Below are 26,632 nucleotides of genomic sequence, written 5' to 3'. Positions count from 1 at the left end.
GATCAATTCCCCTGCGCCTTATAGGCCACGCAATCGATCTCCACCTTGCAGTCGACAACCATGCTCGATACGACGCACGCGCGCGCAGGGGGATTTTCGCCGAAGTGTTCTTTAAAGACGGCATTGAATGAAGAAAAGTCGCGCGGATCTTCAAGCCAGACGCCACAGCGCACCACATGCTCCGGGCCATACCCGGCTTCGTTCAGAATCGCCAGCAGATTGCGAATCGCCTGTTGCGACTGGGCAACGATATTGCCCGCTATGATCTCACCTTGAACCATCGGAACCTGGCCCGATACATACAGCCATCCGTCTGCTTCGACCGCCCTCGCAAAAGGAAGATGCTGACCACCCGTACCCTTTCCGCCTTCAACGCCGTATCGCTTGATGCTCATCCCGAACTCCTTAAGATTGAACTACCAAATCATTTATTCAACTACTTATTGAATCATTGAATCCATGAACTCTCGCCGCGAGGCAGAAAGCGTCCCCCGCGAGATCCCGTAGCTCCGTCGATGGTATAGGAGAGAACGCCGTTCACCCATACAGCCGCAATACCGTGGGCTGGACGTATTGGATCGGAGAACGTTGCCATGTCAATGATCGTCTCCGGATCGAAGAGCACCAAATCGGCATGATAGTCCTTGCGTATCAGTCCACGCTTGGCTAGCCCGAACCTTTGCGCTGGCAGTCCGGTCATCTTGTGAATGGCCTCTGGGAGCGAGAACAATCCTTCGTCGCGGCTATATCGTCCCAGAACACGTGGAAAGGTGCCCCACAGGCGGGGATGCGGTCGCGGGTCGTTAGGCAGACCATCGGATCCGATCATAGTCGCGGAGTGGCGCAGGATCTGGCGCATGTCGTCCTCGGAGATGCTGTGATAGATCGCGCCAGCCGGTTGTAGTTGTCGGGCCGCATTCAACTGGCTCATCTGCCAGTGCTCTGCAATCTGCGCCAGGTATTGCCCAGCCACCTCCGGATGTGGCGTGCTCCAGGTAATCGTGATGCGAACCCGCTCATCTACCTGGCGAAGATCGAGTGTGCTTGAGCCTGCCGCATAGGGATAGCAATCGCAGCCCGCAGGTTGCGACGTTCGCGCGACCTCCAGCGCATGTAGCACCTCACCACCGCGGCCCCAGTTGGCGATGCCGGCACACTTCAAGTGAGAGACGATAACCGGCACATGGCTCAGACGACCGACTTCGAACGCCTCGCGCATCGCATCGAGGATGCCGTCGGTCTCAGTGCGCATGTGCGTTGTGTACACCGCGCCTGCCGCCTCCAGTGGCTTCGCCAACGCTAGCACCTCTTCGGTGGACGCCGCGTAAGCGGAGAGATAGGCTAGGCCAGAACTCAAACCCAGTGCTCCGCCGTCGAGAGCTTCCCGCAATTGCTCTTGCATCGCTTCAACTTCAGCCTCCGTTGCAGCGCGATCAAGCCGGTCCATATGGTTATTGCGCAGGGCCGTGTGACCGATCAGCACGCCGACGTTCACCGCGGGCTGCGCAACTCGGATGGCGTCGAGATACGTGGCAAAGGTTGGATAGCGAAAATCCTCCGCTCCGCCAAGCAGGTTCATCGGGTCAGGCGGCTCGCCGCGCAACGCGACTGGAGTGGCGCTGATGCCGCAGTTGCCAACAATGACTGTGGTAACACCCTGCGAGATCTTCGGCAGCATCGATGGTGTACGAATCACGGCGGTGTCGTCATGGGTATGGACATCAATAAAACCGGGCGCCAGCACCAGACCATCGGCGTCGATCGACTCTGGCGCCTCGTAGTCAAGAGATCTGCCGATTTCGCAGATTCTGTCGTTGCGAATAGCTACATCCATGGAGACAGACTCCGCACCGGTGCCGTCAAGAACCCGTGCATTACGGATCAATGTGTCGCAACGTGGCATCCTGGCTCCTTCAAGATATAGGCTATATTCATCGGTATCTTCGTTCCCGCACTCTCGATTATGGACGCCCTTGAATTGAACAATCGAAGCTCGACGCGCACATCCACTCTTTCCGCGATTGCCCCCTTGAATAAAGGTGTGGGCTTTCTTGAGCGAGCGGTCGAACATGAAGAGATTGCACAACTGGATTGGAACCTGCTGCGAGAAGATCTCAGCCTGCCCGCAGCCGTTTTGTATAAAGACAGGATATTGCACAACCTGGATTGGATGCAGCAGTTTATAAACCGCTATGGTGTCCAACTTGCGCCCCACGGCAAGACAACCATGGCTCCCCGATTATTTGAGCTGCAATTACAGGGGGGCGCCTGGGGAATTACACTTGCGACTGCACATCAGACACTGGTCGCCTACAGGCACGGAGTGCGTCGTGTTCTCATGGCGAATCAACTGATCGGTAAGGAAAATATGTCCATGGTCGCACGGCTGCTCGAAGATCCGAAGTTTATTTACTACTGCCTGATCGATTCAGCGGCCCAGGTCGAACAACTAGGTGCGTTCTTCTCGAAAGGGAAGCAGCGTCTCAACGTGTTGCTCGAGTTAGGAGTGATGGGAGGTCGATCTGGCGTCCGCAACGAGCAGCAGTTACAGTCCGTGCTGGACGCTCTTTCCCGCTGGAGCGGTTCCATCACCCTCAGCGGCGTCGAGATTTATGAAGGTGTTTTGGAGGAAGAGTCTTCCGTACGCGCATTTCTTCAAAGGGCGGTTAACATTACGCGCACGCTTGCTGATGAGAGACGCTTTCAGCAATCACCCATCCTGCTTTCAGGCGCCGGTTCTGCCTGGTACGACGTGGTTGCCGAAGAATTCTCCGCTGCAGGGTTCGGAGACACCATCGAGGTCGTCCTGCGCCCGGGTTGCTATCTCACACACGACGTAGGTGCGTATCGCGAGGCGCAAGCGAAGATCCATCAACGAAATCCTATCGCAGGCCAAATGGGTTCAAGCCTTTTGCCCGCACTTCAGGTCTGGGCCTACGTGCAGTCTATACCAGAGACCGAGAGGGCGATCATCGGAATGGGAAAGCGCGATGCCGCCTTTGATGCCGGTCTCCCAACGCCCGCGTTGCACTTCAGGCCAGGGGATGCAGCGCCTAAAATGGCTCCCGCGCACTGGTCGCTTACCAAAATGATGGATCAGCACGCCTACCTGCAAATCACCGGTGAGGATGATCTACACGTAGGCGACATGATCGGCTTCGATATCTCGCACCCTTGCCTGACTTTTGATAAATGGCGTCTGCTACCGGTTCTGGATGCCAACTATCAGGTTGTCGACGTCATTCAGACCTTCTTCTAACCGGTCCTCGAAGCCGTAAGAGCCGCTTCCTGCTGGAAGTCACGCGCGATGCGGCGGTATCACCCGTTTAGAGCGTTAGTCATTTGCTGCGGAGCTATTGAGACGAAAGCTGGATGTCACGCGAAGAGGAACCCACCTCAACTTTGCTGGGTACTACAAACTCCCATCGATCGCCATCAAGGCTCCAGACCCGCAAAGCCTTTGGCGGAATAACGACCCGCACCTCTTTTTTTTCACCCGGCGTCAAGTTGACCTTTGCCCAACCCCCCAATCGTCGTGGCGGTTCACCCGGGCTCCTAATGTCGAGATAGACCTGAGCAACTTCCGCTCCGTCAACATGCCCGTCATTGCTCACTGAGAATCTTGCTACCATGCCATGTTCGTCAGTCTTCTCTACGGACAGATTGGAATAGCGAAAGTGTGTGTATGAGAGTCCATAACCGAATTCGTACAGTGGCTTGATATCGTGGACGTCGTACCAGCGGTAGCCGATGTCGAGTTTCTCTGTATAGATTGGGTCAGCGGCGAAGGCTCCATCTGTGCCCCACGTAGGCGAATCCTGATCATGTACTGGAAAGCTGATAGGGAGCTTACCGGACGGGTTCACCTTGCCAAAGAGCACGTTCGCAATCGCCCTGCCGCCACCTTCGCCCGGATACCAAGCTTCGACAATAGCCGATACCTTGTCCTTCCAAGGCATCAGCACAGGGTTGCCGCTCTCGATCACAACGACGGTATGTGGATTTACATCCGCGACGGCCTCTACGAGCTGGTTTTGATTTGAGGGGTTTGCAAGGTTAAGGCTTGGGAGATCTCCGAAGTCCTCTCCGGCTGGCTGTGCCACCACAACAATGGCAACATCTGCATTACGTGCGAGGGTGACCGCATCGCGTATCTCATCAGGTGTGTAATCACGAAAGGGCGCGTTCTCGTCTCTGTTTCCTGCAAAAGAAATAATAGAGGCCGGTGACAGTTGCTGAAGCGTTTTGGTTAAAGGAGCGTCCACCTTCAGCCAAGGACTACGCCACCAGCCGCATCCACCTGTCTTTGCGAAACGAAGACCACCGCAACCGGCAAAGGCGCCAGTGACAGGGTGGAATGTATCCGCCGAGCCGCCGCCAGTCATCACAGCAGCATCTGCATGCGCGCCAATTACGGCAATCCGCTTCGGGGCGTTGATCTTTAGTGGAAGCTGGTTGCTCTGATTACGAAGCAAGACAATTGACTGCTCCTCAACTGATTGTGCGAAGGAATTCGCTCCAACAAAGTCGATCGTTCCGCCACCTTTCGGAGGGTCATCCATGACTCCGGACGCGATCAACACATACAGCTTCCGACGGATCATATCGTCCAGACGATCCTGCGACACGGCGCGGCTGGCTAAGACGGATCTCACCGGGACAGGTGCCAGGAAAGCCGGACCAGCGTCGCTGCCTTCCTCCTCGTCCAAGCCGGCATTAATCGCCTTTACTGTGCTATGAGTGGCACCCCAATCGGATTGGACCTCTCCCTGGAACTTCCACTCGGTCTTGAGAATATTGGTGAGAAGAGATTTGTTCTCGCAGGCGTAGTCTCCGTTCAGGCGGGTATAAGCACACATGAAGCTGAGGGGGTTGCTTCGCTCCAGCGCGATTTCGAAGGGCAACAAGTAGAGTTCCCTCAGAGTGCGTTCATCAATCTGACTGTTGCCTCCCATTCGGTTCGTTTCTTGTTCGTTACCGGCGAAGTGTTTAGCCGTTGCGATCACCCTTTGGCTCTGAGTGCCGTTCGTCCGTTCAGCGAGCAGTTCACCAGCAAGAATGGGATCTTCTCCGAGATATTCAAAAGTCCGACCGGCTCTCGGTTCACGCGTTAGATTGGCCCCGCCGCCAAGACCCATTCCGAACCCTTGAGCACGCAGTTGCTTGGCGACCTGAACGCCGTAGTCGTATGAGAGATGCGGCTCCCAGCTTGCGGCAAGGGCGATCGTTGCTGGAAACGTCGAACTCGCCTGTGTTGTGCTCCCGGAGCCCGTTGCCGAATCAACCATGTTCAGGTCTGGAATGCCGAGCCGCGGGATACCAGGTATAAGCCCGGCACCACCGCCGGGACTCGCATTTGAAGGGTACTTCGACGCGATGAACTGAAGCTTCTCGTCCAGTGACATCTGTTGCAGGAGCGAATTCACCCTTGACTGTACTTGGGCATCAGCGGGAGTGCTTGTTTGGCCGTGGACACTTTGAGCGGTTGCACAGCCAAAGTACAGCAAAATCGCCGCGAACTTGCGGTTATACAAATACATCGAAATCCTTCCAGTCTTTTATCATGCGTGAGAGACAGACTGTAAAGCAATTAGTCGTTCGGTTAAGGCTCTTCGACCACGGCTCGCTTTCTATATAGGTTCCCCGAGCAGGCAAGTCTGAAATACTCTCCTGTTTGCGGATCCCATTGGATGAGGTGCACGGAGTGCGGCGGTGGACCTCTCTAACCAATGGAGCGAAGGCATGCCGGCCCTTGTAGTTGTACCCGGTCTACGGAGCCACGGTGAAACCGCTATGCAACGATGCGTTAGAGTCATCTCCGACCCACAGGTCAAAGCGGGTGTCGTCCTGCACCCACGAGCGAGTAGCCGCGCTCCAGTATGTGAGGTCGACTTTGTCTATGTTGAAGTGCACGGTCTTTGTCTCTCCCGGAGCAATCGTGACCCGATGGAAGCCCTTGAGCTCACGAACTGGGCGGGAACTGGTTCCTGATTGCTGATGCAAGTACAACTGTGCGACCTCATCGCCCGTGATAGTACCGCTGTTCCGTACGTCGACCGCAACGTCCAGACCCTCGCCTCTGTGAATCTGCTCATGGTTGATATGCAGGTTAGAGAACTGGAAGTTCGTATAGCTCAGCCCATAGCCAAAGGGAAACAGTGGCGTGCTCTCCTCATTCCAGTACCGAGTGCCTTGTTTCTCTGGTTGATGAGTGACGTCATGCGAGTAAAAAATGGGCACCTGCCCCACATCGCGCGGCCAATCGTATGGCAGCTTTCCAGCCGGAACCGCTTTGCCATACAGTAGATTGGCGATCGCAATGCCGCCCTCCGTTCCGGGATACCATGCGTCAAGGATGGCAGGAATATTCTTGCTCGCCCACCTCAGTTCCAGAGGACGTGCGCTCATCATAACCAGCACGACCGGCTTACCTGTGGCAGCAACTGCTTCCAGCAACTCCTGCTGACGCCCCGGTAGTTCGAGCGATGAGCGAGAGGCCGCTTCACCATCCATATTCTGCCTCTCACCCAGAACCATTACCACCACGTCAGCGCTGCGCGCCGTCTGAACTGCTTTGTCGAACTCCTGCTTCTGCTCAGCTTCTGTCCATACTGGGGTCTTATCTCCACCAAAGATCGCATCAAACATGGAAGGGAACTTGCGCGAAATCTGCACCCCTTGGGAATAGGTGAACTGCGTCCCCTGCGGAGCGACCTGCTTCAGACCTTCCAGGACAGAAACACTCTCCTGTTCCTTGTTCACGAACACCCATGGCCCGGTGATGTCCCGCTTTGAGTCAGCCAGTGGACCTATGACGGCGATATTTCTGTTACCGGAACTCTGCAACGGCAAGAGCGCGTGCTCGTTGCGCAAAAGAACGGCAGAACGTTCAGCAGCCCGAAGCGACTCTTGTTTTTGCTCCGTGGCACCGAGAACCTGCGCGGCCCTGGCCTCATCCACGTAGGGGTTTTCGAACAAGCCGAGACGGATCTTTGTTTCGAGAATGGGGCGGACAGCGGCGTCTAGTTGTTCGCTACTGATCTTGCCTGCCTTGTACTCCGCCGGCAGATTGTCATAGGCGTCCTTGTTCAACGCCATCTCCATGTTTACGCCTGCCGTGAATGCGCGCATTGCGGCATCTGCTTTGTCTGCAGCAAAACCATGGGTCTGTAAGTTGTTTACCGCGTCCGCATCACTCACGACGAAGCCGCCAAAGTTCCATTCGCCCCGTAGAACATCGTGCAGAAGCCAGCGATTTCCTGTTGCCGGAACGCCGTTCAGGTCCATGTAAGCGCTCATGATCGTGCCGACACCGGCGTCCACGGCACTCTTAAAGGGGGGCAGATAGACATTCCGAAGCTGTGCGTCGGAAAGGTCAACTGAGTCGTAGTCGCGGCCTCCTTCCGCAGCCCCGTAGCCAGCAAAATGCTTTGCGCAAGCCACGATGTGGTCCGGAGCCCCGAGGTACGCTCCCTGAAAGCCGTGAACTTGAGCTGCAGCAACCGCACTCCCCAGGTAAGGATCGGCTCCCGCGCCCTCGACAATGCGGCCCCATCTCGGATCACGCGCTATGTCCACCATCGGCGCAAACGCCCAGTGAATCCCGACAGCGCGCGCTTCCTTTGCCGCCGCAGCCTGTGCCCGCTCTATAGTGTCCGGATCCCACGACGCCGCCATAGCAATAGGGACCGGGAAAATAGTTCGGAGGCCATGAATTACATCGAAGCCGAAGAGTAAGGGAATATGAAGCCGGCTCTGCTCCACTGCAACGTGCTGCAGATGATTGATCACACTCGGGTCTGTCACAAACAACAGGGAACCGACTTGACCCTTTGCGATGCGGCTCTCCATCGCGGCGTCGGGCTTCGTAAAGAGAAATAGCTGACTCAACTGGCCAGCTTTCTCCTCTGGAGTCATCTGTTGAAGCAACGTATCCGCACGTTGTCTCACCGCCGTGTCCTGGACGGCATGCGTCGCGTTTTTCGCCTCCTGAGCCAATCCCCGCGGCAGGATAGCGGGCGGAAAGATCATACTGATTGCTGTGAAACTGGCCAGCAGCTTGTGCTGAAGCACGCTTCGATTTCGTCCATATATCGTCGGGGAAGATTTTGCGACAGTGGGGCTGGGTTTCATAGACAGCCATAGTACCCGCCGCGTGACAAGCTAGACAATTTTCTTAAGAATTCTTAAGATTCATCGCGGTGGCAGAGCCGACGATTACATTCTCAAGCCCTGCGATCCTGACGACCGGGTGAATACATACGCGCGGTTCTGCGAAAACGAAACTGATCACCGCTCTTCCCACGACTTACATTTTTGAACGCACGCTTCGTTTGTTTGTTTGTTTGTCGCTCGTGTTGATCAGTCGTGGTCGAAAGAAGTTTACGCCCATTGCGAGGTTCCCACCCGAAACCCAATTTTTGGAGTCCCTGAGCGCATTGGCAATAATGCCCCTGTTGATGATGGCGATTGGTTGGTTGGCCGCAATCAATAGTCACGGCATCAGCTCTTCGGGTCACTGAAATATCTGAACGGCCGGGCCCCGGCAACAGGACTTAAATTGCGTGTATGGCCGATTCTAGGTAGTTAAGGAAGCGTGTTGCGTAAGCCAAATCCATGATAAATAAGCTGGATGCTCTGTCTTGTGCTGTTTGGATTGTTGCTCACGCTAAACTTACGTCTTTGTTGCGTCGATTTTCAACTGTGACGCAAGACCCGAGTCTTAGCCGTACATCCCGAAATCCATCACATTGTTCTCGACGAGCTTCGTCACCGTTTCCATATGGGCATGCACGCATCGCGTCGGGCCCTTGGGACGTATCTGCTTGCCCACTCGAACGGGAATTTAAGCTTCGGATCGGCTGTAATGCGGTTTTCGAGTGTTTTGCTAAAGACCATTTTCTTCAGGAACAAACGGATCGTTCGAGCGTTGACGCTCATGCATACCAGCGGTGTTATTGTGTAGTTCTTGTAGGCTTTTCGGAATAGTTGATCCTTGAAACGTTCATTCAGATAACAATTCACCCCCCCAGCTTGGCCCGATTTCGTCTTTGGTGACCTGATGCCGCACAGCCAGGGCGGCGGGTTCGTCGTCAGATTTTCAATGACATTCAAAATGTTGACACACGCCAACACCGCGGGTCGTCCGGGCACAGGCCGATCTTCCAGAACGTACGCATTGTTTTGTAACAACCGGAATATCGGATTGTCGCGGCACAGGTCGCAACCTTGGTTTCGAAAAGGATTGCCGTCGTTCCGCATACTATGATCGCGTCACATATCTCGCGCGACGGCTCATGAAGATATTTCGTGAAACATTGAATTCGCAGGTTTGAGGGTTGAAAGACCGCCTCATCGTTTTGCAGGCGTCCCTGCAGGCTCATCGATCTTGAGGATTTGATCCGCGGGGAGATCTTTGAGGGTCTGTACAATTCCGCTCGGCCAATGAATTTCGATTGTCTTTACATTTGTGTCTGAACCTAAGCCGAAGTGAGCTCTGCGGTCACTGGAGGAGAGATAGCTTCCGGCCGTAGAAACGATGTTGTATTGAGCGCCAAGCGAGGTAGTAATCTTGATCTCTGCGCCAATTCCGTCGTGGTTGCTACGGTGCCCGACCAAGGTCAACGTGATCCAATGATTCGAAGTTGGAGTTTCGTTGCGCAGCAGGTAAGCAGGACCGTCGTTGGTCGTGACGACAGCATCGATACGGCCATCATTGTCGATGTCCCCTACGGCCAGCCCTCGGCCTACCCAAGCTTGATGAAACACATCTCCAGACTGGCTTGAAACATCGACAAAACCTTTGCCAGTATTACGGGCCAGCAACATGGGTTCTTTATAGCGAAGTTGAGGATAATTGAGTTGAATTGTGTCAAGATCGTGGCCCTGCGCGACCAGCAAATCCTTTCGTCCATCGTTGTCGTAGTCGAGAAAATGGATGCCCCAACCTGAATGCAAAAGGGTCATGCCGCCGATCCCAGTCATGTAACTATCGTAAGTAAAGCTGCCGTCTCCGTTATTGCTGTAGAGAGCATATTTCTGGTTAGCAAGGTTGGTGATTACCAGATCAGGTAGGCCGTCTCCGTTGAAGTCCTGGAAATCGATACCCATGCCGGCATATGTTCGACCTTCGCCATCGACGGCAATTTCTGCTGGCAACCCAACTTCCTCAAATGTTCCCTTACCCTTATTTCTGTAAAGGAACTCCAGCATGGAATCATTCGCCACTGCAAGGTCAATCTTTCCATCCCTGTCAAAATCACCGATGGCGATGCCCAGTCCCTTGCCAGGCTTGTCGAGCCCCATCTTTGCCGAAACTTCACTGAATTTGCCGTCCCCGTCGTTGTGGTAGACCAGCGCAGAGATCGCAGGGAAGATGTCGGGATGGCAGTACGATCGATAGCCCTCCCGGTGCTCACCGCACCAGACGTCGTCAAAGTCCCACTTAACATAGCGCAAAACAACAAGATCCAGAAGGCCATCATTATCGAGATCGACCCAGGCCGTCGACGTTGACCATCCGCTGCCGCCGGTGCCGGATCTTTCGGTGACATCGGTGAAGGTCCCATTTCCGTTGTTGTGATAGAGACGATTGCCTCCGTAAGAGGTAACGTAGAGGTCTTCGTATCCGTCGTTATCGTAGTCGCCAACGGCCACGCCCATTCCATAGCCAATTCCCTGGAGGCCAGCCTTCTCGGTAACATCTTCAAAGGTTCCATCTTTTTTCTGATGAAAGAGTCGATTCCAATACTTCGAATCGGTCTTTTGCGGGATGGTGCCCTTTGGCATCGTGCTGGCCAGGGGCGCGCCATTCACAAAAAAAATATCCAGTAGACCGTCGTTATCGTAGTCAAAGAGGGCCACCCCGGACCCCATGGTTTCGATCAGATACTTCGTTGGAGTGTGGCTCGCTTTGTTGTTGAAGAGAAGATGACTCTTTGCCGTGATGTCCACAAACTTACCCGGGAAAGCAACTGTAGATGCCGGTTCCGAAGATGTCACATCTTCAGCCGTTTTTGTTTGCGCTGACGCAATAGAGAGCAGAAGCGGGCACAGGAAACAAAGAATGATCAAACTCTTGAACATCAGATCCATTCTCCTTTTTTGTAGAGGAAATGAAGATAACATGCAGGACTATTTGTCATGGTCATGCGAACGGACCACCTTTGGACCGGCGGTAATGCCTAAATGCAGCATTTTCATCCCTGCACGCATACCTATGCGGTGCGGTCGTTGCGAGGGTGGGTCTCATCAGTCGAAATCGACACGGGGCCTCTATTTCGAGAGGTCTCGAGACACGGTCAAGTCTGTGAAAGATCGCTGCATAAGGATTCGATTGGTCGTATCGTCAAGCGCCACAACATTTGGGCGGTGAAATGGTCGACGCCCTGTCGGCATGGAGCAACCTTCGCAGCATTTGGCCGCTGCTTGAAAGGTGAAGCCGGGAAATAGCGTCACCGACTGCGTCTCTTTGATTTGGGACTTCGCTTTAAATCAGAAAGAGCATTTCTAGGTAGGTCAGTGGTCTGGCGTACTATCAGTCGTGTACTAATCTTGTTAAGAGCCTCCGACTTTATGATGTTTGCTGGGTCCAGACTCAACAGGAGGGCACCTACTGCATTTTGTGCAAGATCTTTGCAGGACATGCGAACGGTTGTGAGCGGTGGAATAGTATACTCAGCCAAGTGAATGTCGTCGAAACCAATCAGTGAAAAGTCTTCGGGAACTTTGAATCCAGCATCAAAAAGAGCATGCTGCACTCCGATGGCTGTCATATCGTTGGAACACATGATGGCAGTGGGTAAATGCTTCAGCGCGAGAATTCGCGCCATCGCATTCCGCCCTCCATCTAAAGTATGATCTCCTTCGACCATCCAAGAAACGTCAGCTTTGATTCCCGCAGACTTCAGACAGTTTAGAAATGCAGCTTTTCGACTCCCCGCAGAACGCAAGCGAAGAGGACCGCTGATGAAACCAATTTTGCGATGGCCAAGAACGGCTAAATGCTGCACACCTTCGTTAATGCCTGCACGGTAATCAACCGCCAGCACACTGCTTAGCGGGCGCGACGGCGCAGGATCGATAAAAACGACGGGTATCTTGTCGACGGCGAAGCGATCAAGAAGCAAGTCCTCGAAGCCGAAGGTCATGATCGCAACACCATCTACCTTCCGCTCAAGCATGCGCCGCGCGCAAAGTTCCATCTTCCTGGTCTCATAGTTAGTTGAGCCGATAAGGATCTCATATCCACGTTCCACGGCCACCTGTTCGAACTCTTGGATGAGTTCCGGAAAAAACGGGTTGGTGATTTCTGAAACAATCAGGCCAAGGAGGTTGCTTTTACCGGAGACGAGCGCTCGCGCCTGGGTGTTGGGAAAATAGCCGAGCTCGGCTACAGCTTTCCAGACTCGCTGGGCCAGCCGTGAGTCGACCGTGGGTACATGGTTGATCGTTCGCGATACTGTTGCAATGGAGACGCGCGCTCTCGCAGCGACTACGTGAATGTCGATCTTCGATGCGGCACGGGTATCTGCGGAACGTCTCATCGTGGTTTGATTCCGAAATAAGCTACAAGAATAAGGCGTGATTCAATTACAAGCGAGAAGAGGAATTGGACTTGACATCCAAACCTCTGCAACGCTACTGTCGATATCAGGAAACGTTTACAGGGTATCAGGCTATCATCACCTTTTTTTACCCGCTAAAGGCTCCCCGCCGTAGTTCAGTTCCGACAGGGATTTAAATGCCAATCGTCGCTGGGGTAGATTTCGGAACGCTAAGCGTACGAGTCAGTCTTCTTGATAGTGAAGGTGGGCGGCTCGGCACCGCGTCTGCAGGCTATCCTTTACACCGAAGGCGGGAAGACCCGGACTTTGCGACCCAGTCTCACGAAGACCAGATGCATGCTCTGGTTCAGGCAATGCGTGACGTGCTTCATCAGAGTGCAGCGAATGGTACTGATGTGGTCGCACTCGCCCTCGATACCACCGGGTCGAGCGTGATTCCAGTCGACGCGCAGCTCCGACCACTTGATGAGTATCTCCTTTGGTGCGATCACAGGGCGCACAAAGAGGCTCATCAAATCACAGCATTGGCTCATAGCGAAGACCTCGAAGCGATTGAATGGTGCGGCGGATTTTATTCTCACGAATGGGGGTTTGCAAAGCTACTTTACTGGCTGCGCAACAACCCAGAGAAGCGAAAATTCTTCGCCACGGCATTAGAGCATTGCGATATGGTGGCGGCAACACTCATCGGTATCACCGAGCCAACGCTGGTGCCGCGAAGTGTATGCGCGATGGGGCATAAGTGGCTGTGGAACCCGCGCTGGGGCGGACTACCGTCGCAAGAGTTTTTATCCCGCCTGGATCCTCTGTTCGATGGTATTCGTGACAAGCTGGATGGCATCTACCGCACATCGGAGTGTATTGCTGGCCATCTCAGCCATCACTGGGCCCGAGAGATGGGGCTCAAATCCGGAATACCGATTCCAGTAGGGGCGTTTGATGCCCATTGGGACGCAATCGGGGCAGGTTGCCGCGAAGGCGATATTGTGAATGTCGTAGGCACATCCACATGCATCATTGCAATCAGCAGCGAAACACGCCTTGTCCCGGGTGTCTGCGGAGTCGTTCCCGGAAGCGTACACCCTGAGTTTACTGGTATTGAAGCAGGCCTCTCTGCTACAGGAGACATCTTTGAGGCTATCGCGCGACGCGCGGCCACAGACGTTCGTACACTTTCAGAAGGATTGGAAGAATACAGACCTGGACAGACGGGATTGCTGCGCTTGAGCTGGGATAATGGGGACCGCACGATACTGGTGAACGCTGAGCTTGGCGGAATGACGATTGGTTGGAACCTGATGCATACCGCCAAGGACGAGCTCTTCGCTGCCATTGAGGGCACCGCTTTTCACACACGAATTATCTTGGAACGAATGTCTCAGCATCATGTTCCGGTTGAGAGAGTGATCAATGCGGGCGGAATTCCTCAGAATAATGTTGTATTGAATCAGGTGTATGCGGATGTGCTGGGCAAGACTGTGCTGGTTCCGGATGGAATCCCTACGAGCCTGGGTTCCGGGATCTTCGCGTTCATTGCGGCGGGCGTGTTTACCTCGATTGAAGAGGCGCAGCAGAAGATGTGCCTTCCTTTCAAGGCCTACACTCCGCGAGCTGAAGCTGTTGAGCGGTACAACGAGCTATTTCGGCTTTATCGAGAGGTTTATTTTGCGTTTGGCCGACGCGAGAGCGCTGCTGCGACGATGGGCGATGTACTTCCAGAGCTGCGCCGGATCGCCGCTCGGACACGCATCGCGGCTTCTGAGATGTAGCCAGGACTCTCCCTGATGTAAGTCTGATCAGGATTACATTTCTGTTGTCCAGGCTTTTCTATAGATGGTCTTGTATGCGTTTTTAGGGATTCTTGCAAAAAGGACGGTGTGCAAACGTGGTGTTTTCGCATGGTAAACGTGGTGAAGTTGTGGTCATTTGTATGGCTACAAGTACCCGATTTTCCGGATTGAAGGTAATGAGATATGCAATGATTTTCTGTTGACAGGTAAGAAGTTGACCTTGTACCGTGGGGGCTTTAGCAAACGTTTTCTGCAAACGCTCTCTGTGGAAGTTTGAGGCGGGTTTGCGCATCGTTAAGCTGCGACGGTTCTCAATCTACTACATCCCACCTTCTGGTAGGGCCTGTTGACTCTGTTCGGAGGCTTTTACACCGTTCGCTTCCGTCCGCGCGGGCAGGTGACATTAATCAAACTTAGGGTGTTCGGAAAAGAGAGATATGAAAAATCCTGAAGACCTTGAAATATGGTTTGCTACGGGGAGCCAGCATCTCTACGGCCCCGAAGCACTGACCCGGGTGGCAGAGAACTCGCAGAAGGTTTCTGCATTTCTGAGTGCCGATAACTCGATCCCTTTCAAGGTCGTGTTCAAACCCGTGCTTACAACGAGCGATGAGGTCCGAGCGCTTTGCCGAGAGGCGAATAGTCACAAGCAATGCATTGGGCTCGTTCTCTGGATGCACACCTTCTCTCCGGCAAAGATGTGGATCTCGGGTCTGAGTTCGCTTGTCAAACCGATCCTGCACTTTCACACGCAGTTCAACCGCGATCTTCCGTGGTCCTCCATCGACATGGACTTCATGAATCTGAATCAGGCTGCGCATGGAGACCGTGAGTTCGGATTCATTACGGCGCGGTTGAAGCTGGCACGCAAGGTGGTGGTCGGCTTCTGGCAGGATGCGGAGACGATTGCGGAGATCGCTGCATGGACGCGGGCCGCTGCGGGCTGGCACGAATCGCAGAACCTGCGGGTAGCTCGCTTCGGGGATAATATGCGCGAGGTTGCGGTGACAGAGGGGGACAAGGTCTCCGCAGAGGCGCAGCTTGGGTATAGCGTGAACGGATATGGAGTGGGCGATCTCGTTGTGCGGATGAACGAGATTACGGACGCAGAGGTGGATAGGCTGGTCGCGGAGTACCGTGAGTCTTACTCGATGACGAAGGAGCATGACAGGGTCGACGCGTTGCGTGAGGCGGCCAGGATTGAGCTGGGTCTTCGCGGGTTTCTCGAAGAGGGAAAGTTCGGCGCCTTTACTGATACCTTCCAGGATCTGCATGGATTGGGACAGCTTCCTGGAATTGCGGTACAACGTCTGATGGCTGCCGGTTACGGGTTCGGCGGTGAGGGCGACTGGAAGACCGCGGCCCTGGTCCGGACGATGAAGGTGATGGCGCATGGCCTGAAGGGCGGTACTTCCTTTATGGAAGATTACACGTACGATTTCGGCGAGACGCCAAAGGTTCTTGGTTCGCACATGCTGGAGGTGTGCCCGTCGATTGCGGCAGGGAAACCATCGCTCGAGGTACATCCTCTTGGCATCGGCGGGAAGGCCGACCCTGTGAGACTTGTGTTTACGGCTCCGAGCGGACCGGCGCTGGTGGCTTCTATGATTGATATGGGAGACCGTTTTCGACTGATTGTGAACGAGGTGGATGTGATTCAGCCGGATGAGCCTCTGCCAAAACTACCGGTGGCGCGGGCTGTGTGGGTGCCAAAGCCTAGTCTGAAGATAGCTGCGGCCGCGTGGATCTATGCCGGCGGGGCCCATCATACGGGCTTCAGCCAGGCCTTGACGACGGAACATATGGAAGACTTCGCGGAGATTGCGGGGATTGAACTGGTCGTTATCGATGGGGAGACTCGGCTTCGTGAACTCCGCCGGCAGCTTCGATAGACAGGGGCCTTAATTTGAACGACATGGAAGCGAGGGCGCAATGTTGCTGGAGAAGCTGAGGGAGGAGGTCCTGGAGGCGAACCTGGAGCTTCTGCGTCATGGGCTCGTTCTGTACACCTTCGGAAATGCTTCGGGCATCGACCGTGAGCAGGGACTTGTGGTGATCAAGCCGTCCGGAGTTGCTTACGATGAGATGAAGCTGGAGCACATGGTCGTCACCGATCTTGAGGGGAAGATCGTTGAGGGTACATTGCGGCCATCGTCAGATCTGGATACGCATACTCTGTTGTACCGTGAGTTCTCCGAGATCGGCGGAGTGGTGCATACGCACTCGGAGTTTGCCACGAGCTTTGCGCAGGCTGGACTGCCGGTCCCGGCGCTGGGCACAACGCATGCTGATTATTTCTATGGGCCAGTTCCAGTGACATTGCCGCTCTCGGATGAAGCGATCGGCGGCCGGTATGTTCATGAGACCGGACTGGCAATTGTTGCGCGGTTTAAGGGCGAGAGTGGTTCGGAGGCGATTGATCCAAGGGCAGTCCCGGCGTGTCTGGTGGCCGGTCACGCTCCGTTTGTGTGGGGGAAGACGCCGCACGATGCCGCGCACAATGCTGTGGTGCTGGAGGCCGTCGCGCGTATGGCTTATCGGACAATTTCTCTTGAGGCAAATTCGGCAGAGGTTTCACAAGCGTTGTTGGACAGGCATTATTTTCGCAAACACGGAAAAGATGCAACGTATGGGCAGGGGTAGTCGCGTTTCCCAACTCATCAAAAAACTCCAGATAAAGGATTTGATTCATGAGATGCGTCTTTGGATTTTTTGCATACGGTCTTCTGACTGGTTCGATTTGTGTGATGGCGCAGACCGCCCGACTTGTGATCGATACTTCGGTCAACACGTCGCCGGTTAGCCCTACGCTGTATGGGTTGATGACGGAGGAGATCAACTTCTCTTACGACGGTGGGCTCTACGGCGAGATGGTGCGGAACCGGACCTTCGATGCTCAATGGCCGCGGTTTGAGCATTGGGTTACTGTCACACATGGGAACGCAGAAGAAAAAATCGACGCGGATGATACCGGGCCGAGTGAGGCTCTGCATAAGAGCCTGAAGTTGAACATCGCACAGAGCTCTCCTGGGAACGAGGCGGGTTTAGCTAACGCCGGATATTGGGGGATGGCAGTGCGGCCTTCGACTCTCTACCGGGGTTCCTTTTATGCCAAGGCGGAGAGGGTTGGCGCCGCCCATGCGAGGTTGGTATCGGATGAGACGGGGGCGACACTGGCCGAGATTGCTGTCGATGTGAAGGATGGCGATTGGCAGCGGTACAGCTACAACCTGAAGACGGCAGCGAATGTGAAACCGAGTTTGAAGAACCATCTTGAGATAACCTTCGCACATCCGGGCAGTGTCAGTTTGCAACTGATATCTCTATTTCCTCCGACATTTCACAATCGTCCAAATGGCAATAGGCCCGACCTGATGGAGATGCTCGCGTCCATGCGGCCGGCCTTTCTGCGACTGCCGGGCGGCAATTATCTGGAGGGGGACACGGTTGAAGAGCGGTTTAACTGGAAAGAGACTGTGGGGCCGCTGGTCGACCGTCCGACACACCGGAGTCCCTGGAACTATCAATCAACCGACGGTATGGGTTTGCTTGAGTTTCTGGAATGGTGCGAAGACCTGAAAATGGATCCTGTTCTTGCGGTCTACGCCGGATACTCCCTGAAAGGACAACATGTGGGTGGTAAGGAGCTTGAGCCATTTATTCAAGATGCGCTGGATGAGATCGAATATGTCACGGGGGATGCGAGCACGAAGTGGGGTTCGGAGCGGGTGAAGGATGGACATCCAGAGCCGTTCTCTTTGCACTATGTTGAGATTGGCAACGAAGATGAGTTCGATAAGTCGGGTAGCTATGAAGATCGGTTTGCGCGGTTTGCAAAGGCGATCCGGTCAAAGTATCCACAGTACAAGCTGATTGCGACCACTCCGGTAAAGAGCGTGATACCGGACGTCATTGACGATCACTACTACCTAACTCCGCAGGGATTCTTTGATCTGGTTCATAAGTACGACACGATGGACCGAAACGGACCGAAGATCTTTGTGGGAGAGTGGGCGACACGAATGGGTTCTCCGACGCCGAACTTTGGTGCGGCGCTGGGAGATGCGGCGTGGATGACGAGTATGGAGCGCAATAGCGATCTTATCGTCATGGCCAGCTACGCTCCGCTGCTGACGAATGTGAAACCTGGCGGGATGCAATGGTCGACGGATTTGATCGGGTACGATGCACTTTGCTCGTACGGATCACCGAGCTACTGGGCTCAGGTTTTGTTTGCGCAGCATCTTGGCGATCATACGGTGAAGTCGACAGCGGACTTAGTGAATGCGAGGTTCTTCTGGTCGGCAACCGTATCCACAAAAGATAAGATGTTGCATCTGAAGTTGGTGAATGCCTCCGACGAGGACCAGGAGTTAGTGATGGATGTGACAGGGGCGAGGGAGGGCCCAGCAGCAATGAACTCGCTGCATGCTGCAACATGGTGGGATACAAACACGATCAACAAGCCGGATGCCATCAAACCGATTCCTTCGAAAGTGACCATCGCTTCCAAAAACTGGCGCCACAATTTGGTGGGGAATACGATTGAAGTGATCGATATTCCTCTGCGATAGCTAAAAAAGGGAGTTCAAATTGTCTGAAAAAATGGGAGAGGGTGATACTTCCACAATTTTCGGTAGGTGTCGGAGATCGGTTCGAACATCAGGCAAAGGCTCAGCTTTCAGCCTGCCTGCTTGCGGCTCTGGAAGGTGTCGAGGTCGTGCGGTATGGAATAAGTCCAACCGTGAGCACCTCATCATCGGATCGGAGCTAGACGAAACTCGTAAAGCTGCATACGTAGCCGTCAGAGAACTCGGCTGGGATGCACCGTACTTGTCGACGCTGATCATACAAACCTGAATACAGTCGGACGATATATCGTTCCCTGCAATTTTTTCACGTTGGATGTGGCAAATCGAATCGGAAAGCCCAGCCGATCCGCAAGATTTGGCGAGGTTCATACAGAGTCATCCGGCGCGGGTCGGCGCGGTGTCTATTTCAAACATTGACTTGCTTTTAAAACGGATCGACACTTTGTTGAAGACGTGGCGAACAAGTTTCTCGCGGCAGTAAAGCATGCAGGAGAGATATACCGCTTTCTATCGGGAGAAAAAGGCGAGGGCCAGTTCGTGACCGAGATCTCGATGGACGAGACTGATGCGCCGCAGACCCGGTAGAGCAGCTAATCATATTTGCAACAATTGCGGATGAAGATGTCCCGATTCAGACGATAGCTCCGAAGTTTACGGGTCGGTTTAATAAAGGTGTGGACTATGCAGAGAATGTGGCTCAGTTTGCCAAGGAGTTCAACGAGGACATTGCTGCGATTGCCTTTGCGGTGAAGACCTATGGCCTGCCACAAAATCTGAAATTGAGCGTGCACTCGGGTTCGGATAAGTTTTCGATCTACCAGGCGATTCATGAAGCAGTGAAGAAGTCCGGCGCGGGCTTGCATCTGAAGACAGCCGGAACCACTTGGCTCGAAGAGCTGACTGGATTAGCAGAGTCGGGCGGCTCAGGTCTTGCTGCTGCGAGGGAGATCTATGCAGAGGCTTACAGTCAGAGCGCTGAGCTTTGCGCGCCATACGCGACGGTGATCGATATTGATGTCGCTGTGCTGCCAAGGCCGGATTCTGTCAATGACTGGAGCAGTCAGCGATTCACCTCGACCTCCGACACGATCAGGGCAACAGGGAATACAACACCGGCTTTCGTCAACTGCTTCATGTGGGATTCAAAGTGGCAGCCAAGATGGGAGACCGATATCTGAAGGAGTTGGACAGCCACCACACCGTCATCTCACGGAATGTGACCACCAACTTATTTGCACGACACATTCGATCTGTATTTCTGGGCTTGTGACTCCTCCTCCGACTTGGAGCGGACGGTAGATTGAATAAGAGCGACAGATTCGGACAACCCATCTTTAGCGTTGAACGGGTTTTATGGAGCGTGTGTCCACGGTTAGTTGACGTCAAATGGATCATCGCGTCAGTTGTCCGCTGAAGAAGTCGCAGATGAGTGCGTAAGTCTCTTTGGTCTCCGGCAAACTAATATCGTTCCAGAATGTATGGTCGAGGGCTTCGAAGACGACTAACCGGGCATCCACACCGTTTCGCAGGAAGGCACGGTGGAGGATAGTTGTGCCACTCAAGAGCATGTCGCGACCGCTTGTAATGAAGAGAGTGGGCGGCATGCCGTGAAGGTCAGCATACAGAGGCGACAGAACGGGATCTCGTGGGTTGATTGAGCTTACGTAGTCTGAGTTTTTCTGTCCCGGTCCCGGCAGTGGTACATCACTTGCGAGGTCGCGGAGACCGTACATCGCCTGGGAGTCGCCGGGCTGACTGAAGTCTCCCATGCCAGAGAATATGCCGAGTGCTGCAGGCAGCGGAACGTTGAGTTGTTTTAGATGCACGGCTGTTTCTGCAGTCAGGATTGCTCCGGCAGAGGTGCCGTAGAGAGCAATGTGTGTGGGCTTGTAGGATTTGAGATGTTCTCTATAGACGGCTACCGTATCGTCGACTGCCGCGGGAAACGGATGTTCAGGGGCAAGACGGTAAAGAACAGAGACGACCCTGACATGCATGATATTTGCTATGGGCACACTTTTTGTCAACGAACCAGAGTCAGAGGTGAAGCCGCCGCCATGCACGTTTAGGAGTACCCAGTCGGGGTGGATAGGAGAATGGTCGAGCGGGGTTACGTTGCGAACGGGAACACCAGCGATTGTCATGGATCCGACCTTCGCAGGGTACGCGGTCAAGGACTCTTTGCCTGCACGAGTCTGCCAAGAATCGGTGGCTGCCCTTCGCTCGGCGAAGTCGGTGGAGAGGTCTTTCTCAGGTAGACGCAGCCTTTTCTGAGCCTCTGGGCTTATCGTTTCGGGAACCGGAACTACGCGAGTGATGCGAACTGTTCCCTGTTGGTCGACAGAAAAGCTGTTTACCTCCGGCGCCGCGTTCTCTTTACGTCCTGGCTGCTGCGCAATGGTTGCGAGAACGGACATAGCGAGCATAAGGCCAGAAATATGGAGTGAGCGTTTTTTTGGGTACCAGAGATGGTCAACATAGGTGGTGCCCGGGAGATTAGCAGAATGAATTGGCGTCGTGCATCAGACCAAAGTAGGTTTCTCGTTGTTTTCAAGGATGTTTCAGTCGATGCATCTCTGAGACGACTCCTTCAGTTGACTGGATCATCAATCCCGGGAGCCACCTCTCTGCGTTGTCGTGGTAGATCTTTTGGAGGATTGATTTCGGCAACGCCAGACCTCGATACGTTTTCCCCTGGAATTCGAGTACGTTGTTGGTGGCAAAAAACGCCAATCAGAGGCATAGCCATTTTCCCAGTGATTCGCCGAGAGTGCCGCATGTGCAGCGGAAGGAAACTCCGGGAACTCATTGTCGGTGCCGTAGAGCAAGCGATCCTGATATTTCGTGACGAATGCTATGGCATCTGCTCGTGGCGCTTTGACGAAGTAAGAGATACGGTCAGCGAGATTGACTGCGAAGTCCATGCTTCCAAGGTGCGCTCCTACAACAAGAAGGTCCGGATTTTGTTCTAACACGTGACCGCGGACAAGCAGGATGGCTGCCTTCGAAGGGGCATTTGGCTTGTTGAACATGTACCAGTGCGGATTTTTTAGATAGTGGGCATAGTTGGGGGACGAAGGGTCAGGCACCTCCCACATTTCATCGGGATCGGCGATATGAGCAATCAGAGTCTTGTACCGCGCGCGGCGATGTCTCTGTATATCTTTGAGAACGCTGGGTTGTCCGAAAGAATATAGGTGCCATTAGGCGTTCTTACTTCCTTCCTGATATTTTTCCAGATCTTTACCGCGATTGCCCCGCGATCGAAGTCACGATTGATCTCGCTAATGGTGTTAGAAGAAAATCTGGGTTTGTTGTATTGGAACGGATTGAAAGTTGTGCAGAAAGAGACATAGTGGTCGGTTGCGTCGACAAAGTTCCAAGCTTTGTTTCTTTCACTCATCAAGTCTGTATCGTTCGGCGTTACTGTAACCATGATGTCAAGAATGTGCAGATTGAGTCTGTTGAAAAGAGCGAAGAACTCAGGAGCGTTCTGATAGGCATGCGCGTGGGCATCTATCGGTCCAAGCGCCGTGAACGCCGCAAGCTCCTGTTTTGAAAATAGGCCGTCGGTTGCCTTCGGCGTAGCTGAATCGATTAAGGAGCCTCTATTGGCGTGAAGTTTGTGGCATCCGTTCGCGCCAAGCATAAGCAGCAGGACAGCGACAGTCAATTTCATGTAGTGCTTAACCCAATGTGGAGCAGCTTCGGCGAAGGGACGATCTTAGCGGCTAAAACTAAAGATTGAAGTCGAAGTTGTTTTGTTGGCCGAACTGTCGGGCGGCAAGTCATGGTTCTGCCAAGAACTGTAAATTACTTTGGCGGGATGGAAGCCATATCTTTTGCCACCGTCGACCGCGTGACATGACAAGAGGAGACAAACTCCGCGTTTTCCTCAATTTATACCGATAGGGACACAAGAGAGAGTGCTTGGCAGGAAAAAAAAGAGAAAGCATTTCACTCCGACTTTAGGCTGATTCGAAATATTGACCTGTCCCTGTAGAGTTGCACCCGCTACCGATACCCCTTGAAAATCTCGCTCAAAGACGGCGAGTGCCGAGGCCAGTTCCGATAGACAACGGTCAGATCGAGATCTGACCGTGGAGTTGGTTACAACAGGAGAGCCAGATGATTCAATTTTATAAGAATGAGCAATCAACAATTCTAAGTAGATTTACAAGCTTGGGAAGAGAACTTGTTTGGTTTTATCTCTGCGCCTCCCTGGCAATGGTTGTTTCTGCCACTGCACATGCGCAAGCTATTTACGGGTCTGTCAACGGAACAATCGTTGACTCCAGCGGCGCTGTCATTCCCAATGCATCGATCACTTTGACGGATGCGGAAAAAGGAACAAGACAGGTCGTCCATAGCAACGAGTCTGGAAACTTTCTTGTCGAACATCTGATCCCCGATACTTACAGCGTTCGCATTCAGGCTCAAGGTTTTTCTACCTTTGAGATCAAAACGCTTCAGGTATCGGCAGATTCAACGCAAAAAGTCGATGCCACCCTCACTCTCGGGACCGCATCCCAGACGGTCGATGTCGATACGCAAGCTGCCCAACTTAAGACCGACCGTGCGGATGTATCCAATACGCTCAATGAGCAGTCGCTGCAGGATCTTCCAAATATCACGCGCAATACAACCTCGTTTGTTTTGCTGGCTCCGGGTACGACAGCGTCCACCTTCTCAAACTCCAACAGCGAGAATCCGCAAGCTTCTACTCCTGTGGCCGCGAACGGACAATCACCTTTTTCTGCCGGTTTTATTCTTGATGGAGCAGACAATAAAGACTCCTTCTTAGGGGTCGTTGTGATTAATCCTCCATTGGACTCCATTTCCGAATTGAAGTTCACGACCCAGAACTATGACGCCGAGTTTGGAGCCGCCGTCGCGGGTATCGTGGTTGCTCAGTCGAAGTCAGGAGGCAATCACTTCCATGGCGACGCATTCGAGTATCGGCATAGTGACGCTCAGCAGGCGAGGGATCCGTTCACCGAGTATCCAGGGGTGGGTGCCTCCGCAGGACAGCCCGATGTTCCGCATAGTCTTTTCAACCTCTTTGGCGGTTCAGTGAGCGGCCCGATCAAAAAAGACAAAATCTTCTTCTTTGGCGACTACCAGGGAATCCGGCAAAAGACAGGTGCTGCACTGATCGAAACAGTGCCGACGAATCTCGTTCACACCTCTTGCGCATCTGGGAATGGGTGCGACCTAAGTGAATATCTTCAGGGCGGACAGGGACAGATCTATAATCCGCGCACGGGAGATCAGACAGGTGGGACCGGAACAGGCCGTACGCCCTTTGCAGGCAATCTCATTCCGAATCCTTCTCTTTCACCACAAGGGCTGAAGATTCTTTCTCTATTGCCTCTACCTACGACCGGAGGTATTGCAAATAATTTTGTCGCCAGCGGTTTTGGAGTCTACAACACTAATCAGTACGACACGCGTGGTGACTACCAAGCTTCGGAAAAGCTTCATATCTTCGGTCACTATAGTTATTTCGGATCGGTCGTTTCGTCACCGGGAAGTTTTGGCGTGTTGGAAGGGGAAGGGTTTGGAAATCGAGGCTTTGCGGGTCAGTCGAATGGACGCAACCAGAGCCTCTCGGCAGGCGCTGACTATGCTGTTCGTCCCAATCTTCTGGCAGATCTGCGGTTCGCTTTTCTTCGTTACCGAATTTTCCAGGATAAATTCAACGGTAGTTCCGATAATTTCGAGTCGAATCTGGGGATTCCCGGGCTGAATAGTGGTGGGTTTGGAACTGGAGGCGTTTCGGCATTTTTTGTTACCGGCCTGTCAAATTTCGGCTCTGGCTCGACTCTTAATGCGTGCAACTGCCCGCTCAATGAACAGGAACAACAGTTTGAGGTTGTCAATAACTGGACGAAGATCATTGGAAACCACTCCGTCAAGTTTGGTGCAGATCTCCGATATGTAATGAATTTACGTATACCCAGCGATCAGAATCGCGCCGGAAGCTTCACGTTCGCTTCGACGCGTACAGCTTCTGGCAGTTCTGCGGTCCCTGGTGGCCTTGGATTGGCTACGTTGCTCATTGGAGATCCGACCAACTTTGAGCGGTTTGTCAGCTCCAGCAATAACGCCGCAGAACGCCAGAAAAGAACCTTCTTTTACGGAGAGGATAGCTGGCGAGTTACGACAAAGCTGACAGTTAACTATGGCGCCCGTTGGGAGATCTACTTTCCTGAAACGGTTAATGCCAAAGGAAACGGAGGTTTTCTCGACCTGAACACAATGAACATCCGTGTGGCCGGTTACGGAGGGTTCGGAACGAACTTCAATGTGAAGAACACCTTCAGTTATATTGCGCCGCGTCTTGGTCTGGCCTACCAGGCTACTGAGAAGACAGTAGTACGTGCCGGTTATGGCAGGACGTACGACCCAGGATTCTTCGGAGATATCTTCTCGGCTGTCGTTACCCAGACCCTTCCGGTACTGGCCAACCAGAATATCTTTGCTCCTGATCAATATAACTACACAGGCTTTACGCTGGCGCAGGGTCCGGCACCGTACGTGTTCGCGCCGATTCCTTCGAATGGATTGATTGCTCTTCCGACGGACATCAGCCCTGCGACTCGTCCTCTACAGATGAAAGTTCCAACAGTGGATGCGTGGAACCTGACAGTCCAGCAGCAACTTGCACCTACTTTGAGCTTTCAAATTGGCTACGTAGGAAACAAGGGAACCCACCAGATTGGCGATTCTACGTATGGCGGTTATAACGCCAATCAGGCTACGATCGAAGGCTTTCCGAATGTTCCATTCTGTAACCGGACGCCTTATTTTGCGAGGTTTGGCGACTGTCAATACATAGGCTATTTCGGAAATGCGGGCACCTCTCACTATAACTCGCTGCAGACAGTACTCGACAAGCGATTCAGGAAGGGACTGCAGTTTCAGGCGAGCTATGTCTGGTCAAGGGCGATGGCGAATGGAGACTATGGCGCCTATCTTCTCTACAATCCACGGGTGAGTTACGGTGCGTTCGACTATAACCGGAAACATAACTTCATTGCTTACAGCAACTACGATCTACCTTTCGGTCATGGAAGAACGTTTGGCAACGATGTTCCCGGCTGGGTGAATGGGATTATTGGTGGGATATCGGTGAATGGGACCCTTAACTGGGCAAGTGGTTTGCCGTTTACGCCCTCTTATAACGAGTGTGGATCGGATGAAGACGTAGGCGTATGTTTTCCTTCGAAATCAGGCGGCGGACCGAATAGTGCGGTTGGTCCGTTGAGCATTATCACTCACTCGCGAACGTTTTTGCCGGTAGTTGCGCCGCTTACTCAGAATGGACAGGTGGCGGGTCCTTATCAGAGACCCTTGGTGGCGCAGTTCGGAAACCTGGGTTTCAACTCGCTCTTTGGGCCACACTTCTTCAACTCTGACCTCGCTGTGATCAAGAGTTTTAATATTCATGAGGGTTTGACATTGCAGATGGAGGCGCAGGCGCAGAACGTATTCAACCATGTGAATCTGGCGAATCCAAGCACTCCTTGCGTGGATTGTACGGTTGCGTCAGGGGCGGGGCAGATTTTCGATATTCTGCCGGGTAGCAATATGCGTCAACTGCAGTTCAGCGGGCGGTTTGTGTTCTAGATCTGAAGAAGAGGGGCGAGGCTTGCGGGTCTCGCCTTTTTTTTGTTTTGTT

At 53.5% G+C, this 26,632-nt stretch carries 16 protein-coding genes; 7 read left to right on the top strand and 9 right to left on the bottom strand.

The genetic code is table 11. The annotated features are described in order from the left end of the window. Positions 1-2 precede the first annotated feature (2 nt). Positions 3-395, bottom strand: coding sequence for a RidA family protein (locus tag HDF14_RS14165; protein ID WP_183977779.1), 393 nt, complete (start codon positions 393-395; stop codon positions 3-5). Between the two features lie 53 nt (positions 396-448). Then, positions 449-1,903, bottom strand: a complete 1,455-nt coding sequence (locus HDF14_RS14160) for an N-acyl-D-amino-acid deacylase family protein (RefSeq protein ID WP_183977777.1) — start codon at positions 1,901-1,903, stop codon at positions 449-451. 126 nt (positions 1,904-2,029) lie between these two features. Between HDF14_RS14160 and HDF14_RS14155 the strand changes: the two genes are divergently transcribed. Beyond that, complete coding sequence (locus HDF14_RS14155) at positions 2,030-3,259, top strand: amino acid deaminase (protein ID WP_260698279.1); 1,230 nt, start codon at positions 2,030-2,032, stop codon at positions 3,257-3,259. Between the two features lie 94 nt (positions 3,260-3,353). Here HDF14_RS14155 and HDF14_RS14150 read toward each other — a convergent pair whose 3' ends face one another. From HDF14_RS14150 to HDF14_RS14135, 4 genes are all read right to left on the bottom strand, one after another. Further along, positions 3,354-5,540 carry a beta-glucosidase family protein gene (locus HDF14_RS14150; RefSeq protein ID WP_183977772.1) on the bottom strand — a complete coding sequence of 729 codons (2,187 nt, stop codon included), beginning with the start codon at positions 5,538-5,540 and terminating at the stop codon, positions 3,354-3,356. A 229-nt stretch (positions 5,541-5,769) separates the two neighbouring features. Next, the gene (gene bglX / locus HDF14_RS14145; RefSeq protein WP_313899582.1) at positions 5,770-8,073 is read right to left on the bottom strand and encodes a beta-glucosidase BglX; all 2,304 of its coding nucleotides are present in this window, start codon (positions 8,071-8,073) and stop codon (positions 5,770-5,772) included. A gap of 1,278 nt (positions 8,074-9,351) precedes the next feature. Further along, entirely contained in the window at positions 9,352-11,085 is a 1,734-nt protein-coding gene (locus HDF14_RS14140; RefSeq protein ID WP_183977770.1) for a CRTAC1 family protein, read from the bottom strand. A 368-nt stretch (positions 11,086-11,453) separates the two neighbouring features. Next, entirely contained in the window at positions 11,454-12,545 is a 1,092-nt protein-coding gene (locus HDF14_RS14135) for a LacI family DNA-binding transcriptional regulator (RefSeq protein WP_183977769.1), read from the bottom strand. Positions 12,546-12,742: 197 nt separating this feature from the next. Between HDF14_RS14135 and HDF14_RS14130 the strand changes: the two genes are divergently transcribed. From HDF14_RS14130 to HDF14_RS26645, 5 genes are all read left to right on the top strand, one after another. Further along, positions 12,743-14,335, top strand: coding sequence for a ribulokinase (locus HDF14_RS14130; RefSeq protein ID WP_183977767.1), 1,593 nt, complete (start codon positions 12,743-12,745; stop codon positions 14,333-14,335). A gap of 458 nt (positions 14,336-14,793) precedes the next feature. After that, entirely contained in the window at positions 14,794-16,248 is a 1,455-nt protein-coding gene (gene araA / locus HDF14_RS14125; RefSeq protein ID WP_183977765.1) for an L-arabinose isomerase, read from the top strand. A gap of 40 nt (positions 16,249-16,288) precedes the next feature. Continuing rightward, on the top strand, positions 16,289-16,999 hold the full coding sequence (locus HDF14_RS14120; RefSeq protein WP_313899581.1) for an L-ribulose-5-phosphate 4-epimerase: 711 nt from the start codon (positions 16,289-16,291) through the stop codon (positions 16,997-16,999). Positions 17,000-17,046: 47 nt separating this feature from the next. Further along, the gene (locus tag HDF14_RS14115) at positions 17,047-18,930 is read left to right on the top strand and encodes an alpha-L-arabinofuranosidase C-terminal domain-containing protein (RefSeq protein WP_183977763.1); all 1,884 of its coding nucleotides are present in this window, start codon (positions 17,047-17,049) and stop codon (positions 18,928-18,930) included. A gap of 611 nt (positions 18,931-19,541) precedes the next feature. Then, the gene (locus HDF14_RS26645) at positions 19,542-20,126 is read left to right on the top strand and encodes a tagaturonate epimerase family protein (protein ID WP_313899590.1); all 585 of its coding nucleotides are present in this window, start codon (positions 19,542-19,544) and stop codon (positions 20,124-20,126) included. A 213-nt stretch (positions 20,127-20,339) separates the two neighbouring features. On the opposite strand, the gene HDF14_RS14105 is transcribed toward HDF14_RS26645, so the two are convergent. The 3 genes from HDF14_RS14105 to HDF14_RS14095 all read right to left on the bottom strand — a co-directional run bounded on the left by HDF14_RS14105 (position 20,340) and on the right by HDF14_RS14095 (position 22,627). Further along, on the bottom strand, positions 20,340-21,365 hold the full coding sequence (locus HDF14_RS14105) for an alpha/beta hydrolase (protein ID WP_260698278.1): 1,026 nt from the start codon (positions 21,363-21,365) through the stop codon (positions 20,340-20,342). Positions 21,366-21,554: 189 nt separating this feature from the next. Continuing rightward, a complete protein-coding gene (locus HDF14_RS14100) occupies positions 21,555-21,872 on the bottom strand; it encodes a hypothetical protein (RefSeq protein WP_183977759.1) in 318 nt (105 codons plus the stop codon). A 200-nt stretch (positions 21,873-22,072) separates the two neighbouring features. Further along, entirely contained in the window at positions 22,073-22,627 is a 555-nt protein-coding gene (locus HDF14_RS14095) for a hypothetical protein (RefSeq protein ID WP_183977757.1), read from the bottom strand. A 503-nt stretch (positions 22,628-23,130) separates the two neighbouring features. On the opposite strand from HDF14_RS14095, the gene HDF14_RS14090 reads away from it, so the two are divergent. Beyond that, a complete protein-coding gene (locus HDF14_RS14090; RefSeq protein WP_183977755.1) occupies positions 23,131-26,580 on the top strand; it encodes a TonB-dependent receptor domain-containing protein in 3,450 nt (1,149 codons plus the stop codon). The last annotated feature ends 52 nt before the right edge of the window (positions 26,581-26,632 follow it).

The organism is Tunturiibacter gelidiferens, assembly GCF_014201335.1.
GTDB lineage: Bacteria > Acidobacteriota > Terriglobia > Terriglobales > Acidobacteriaceae > Edaphobacter > Edaphobacter lichenicola_E.
Note: the sequence above shows the minus strand (reverse complement) of the source record. Positions and strands in the feature narration are given on the sequence as shown.

What these genes read in the sequence shown, in the direction of transcription:
- HDF14_RS14100 (WP_183977759.1), bottom strand. Translation starts at nt 21,872, where the DNA reads ATGGACTTCGCAGTCAATCTCGCTGACCGTATCTCTTACTTCGTCAAA.
- HDF14_RS14160 (WP_183977777.1), bottom strand. Translation starts at nt 1,903, where the DNA reads ATGCCACGTTGCGACACATTGATCCGTAATGCACGGGTTCTTGACGGC.
- HDF14_RS14115 (WP_183977763.1), top strand. Translation starts at nt 17,047, where the DNA reads ATGAGATGCGTCTTTGGATTTTTTGCATACGGTCTTCTGACTGGTTCG.
- HDF14_RS14105 (WP_260698278.1), bottom strand. Translation starts at nt 21,365, where the DNA reads ATGTCCGTTCTCGCAACCATTGCGCAGCAGCCAGGACGTAAAGAGAAC.
- HDF14_RS14120 (WP_313899581.1), top strand. Translation starts at nt 16,289, where the DNA reads ATGTTGCTGGAGAAGCTGAGGGAGGAGGTCCTGGAGGCGAACCTGGAG.
- HDF14_RS14140 (WP_183977770.1), bottom strand. Translation starts at nt 11,085, where the DNA reads ATGTTCAAGAGTTTGATCATTCTTTGTTTCCTGTGCCCGCTTCTGCTC.
- HDF14_RS14095 (WP_183977757.1), bottom strand. Translation starts at nt 22,627, where the DNA reads ATGAAATTGACTGTCGCTGTCCTGCTGCTTATGCTTGGCGCGAACGGA.
- HDF14_RS14165 (WP_183977779.1), bottom strand. Translation starts at nt 395, where the DNA reads ATGAGCATCAAGCGATACGGCGTTGAAGGCGGAAAGGGTACGGGTGGT.
- HDF14_RS14130 (WP_183977767.1), top strand. Translation starts at nt 12,743, where the DNA reads ATGCCAATCGTCGCTGGGGTAGATTTCGGAACGCTAAGCGTACGAGTC.
- HDF14_RS14135 (WP_183977769.1), bottom strand. Translation starts at nt 12,545, where the DNA reads ATGAGACGTTCCGCAGATACCCGTGCCGCATCGAAGATCGACATTCAC.
- HDF14_RS14150 (WP_183977772.1), bottom strand. Translation starts at nt 5,540, where the DNA reads ATGTATTTGTATAACCGCAAGTTCGCGGCGATTTTGCTGTACTTTGGC.
- araA (WP_183977765.1), top strand. Translation starts at nt 14,794, where the DNA reads ATGAAAAATCCTGAAGACCTTGAAATATGGTTTGCTACGGGGAGCCAG.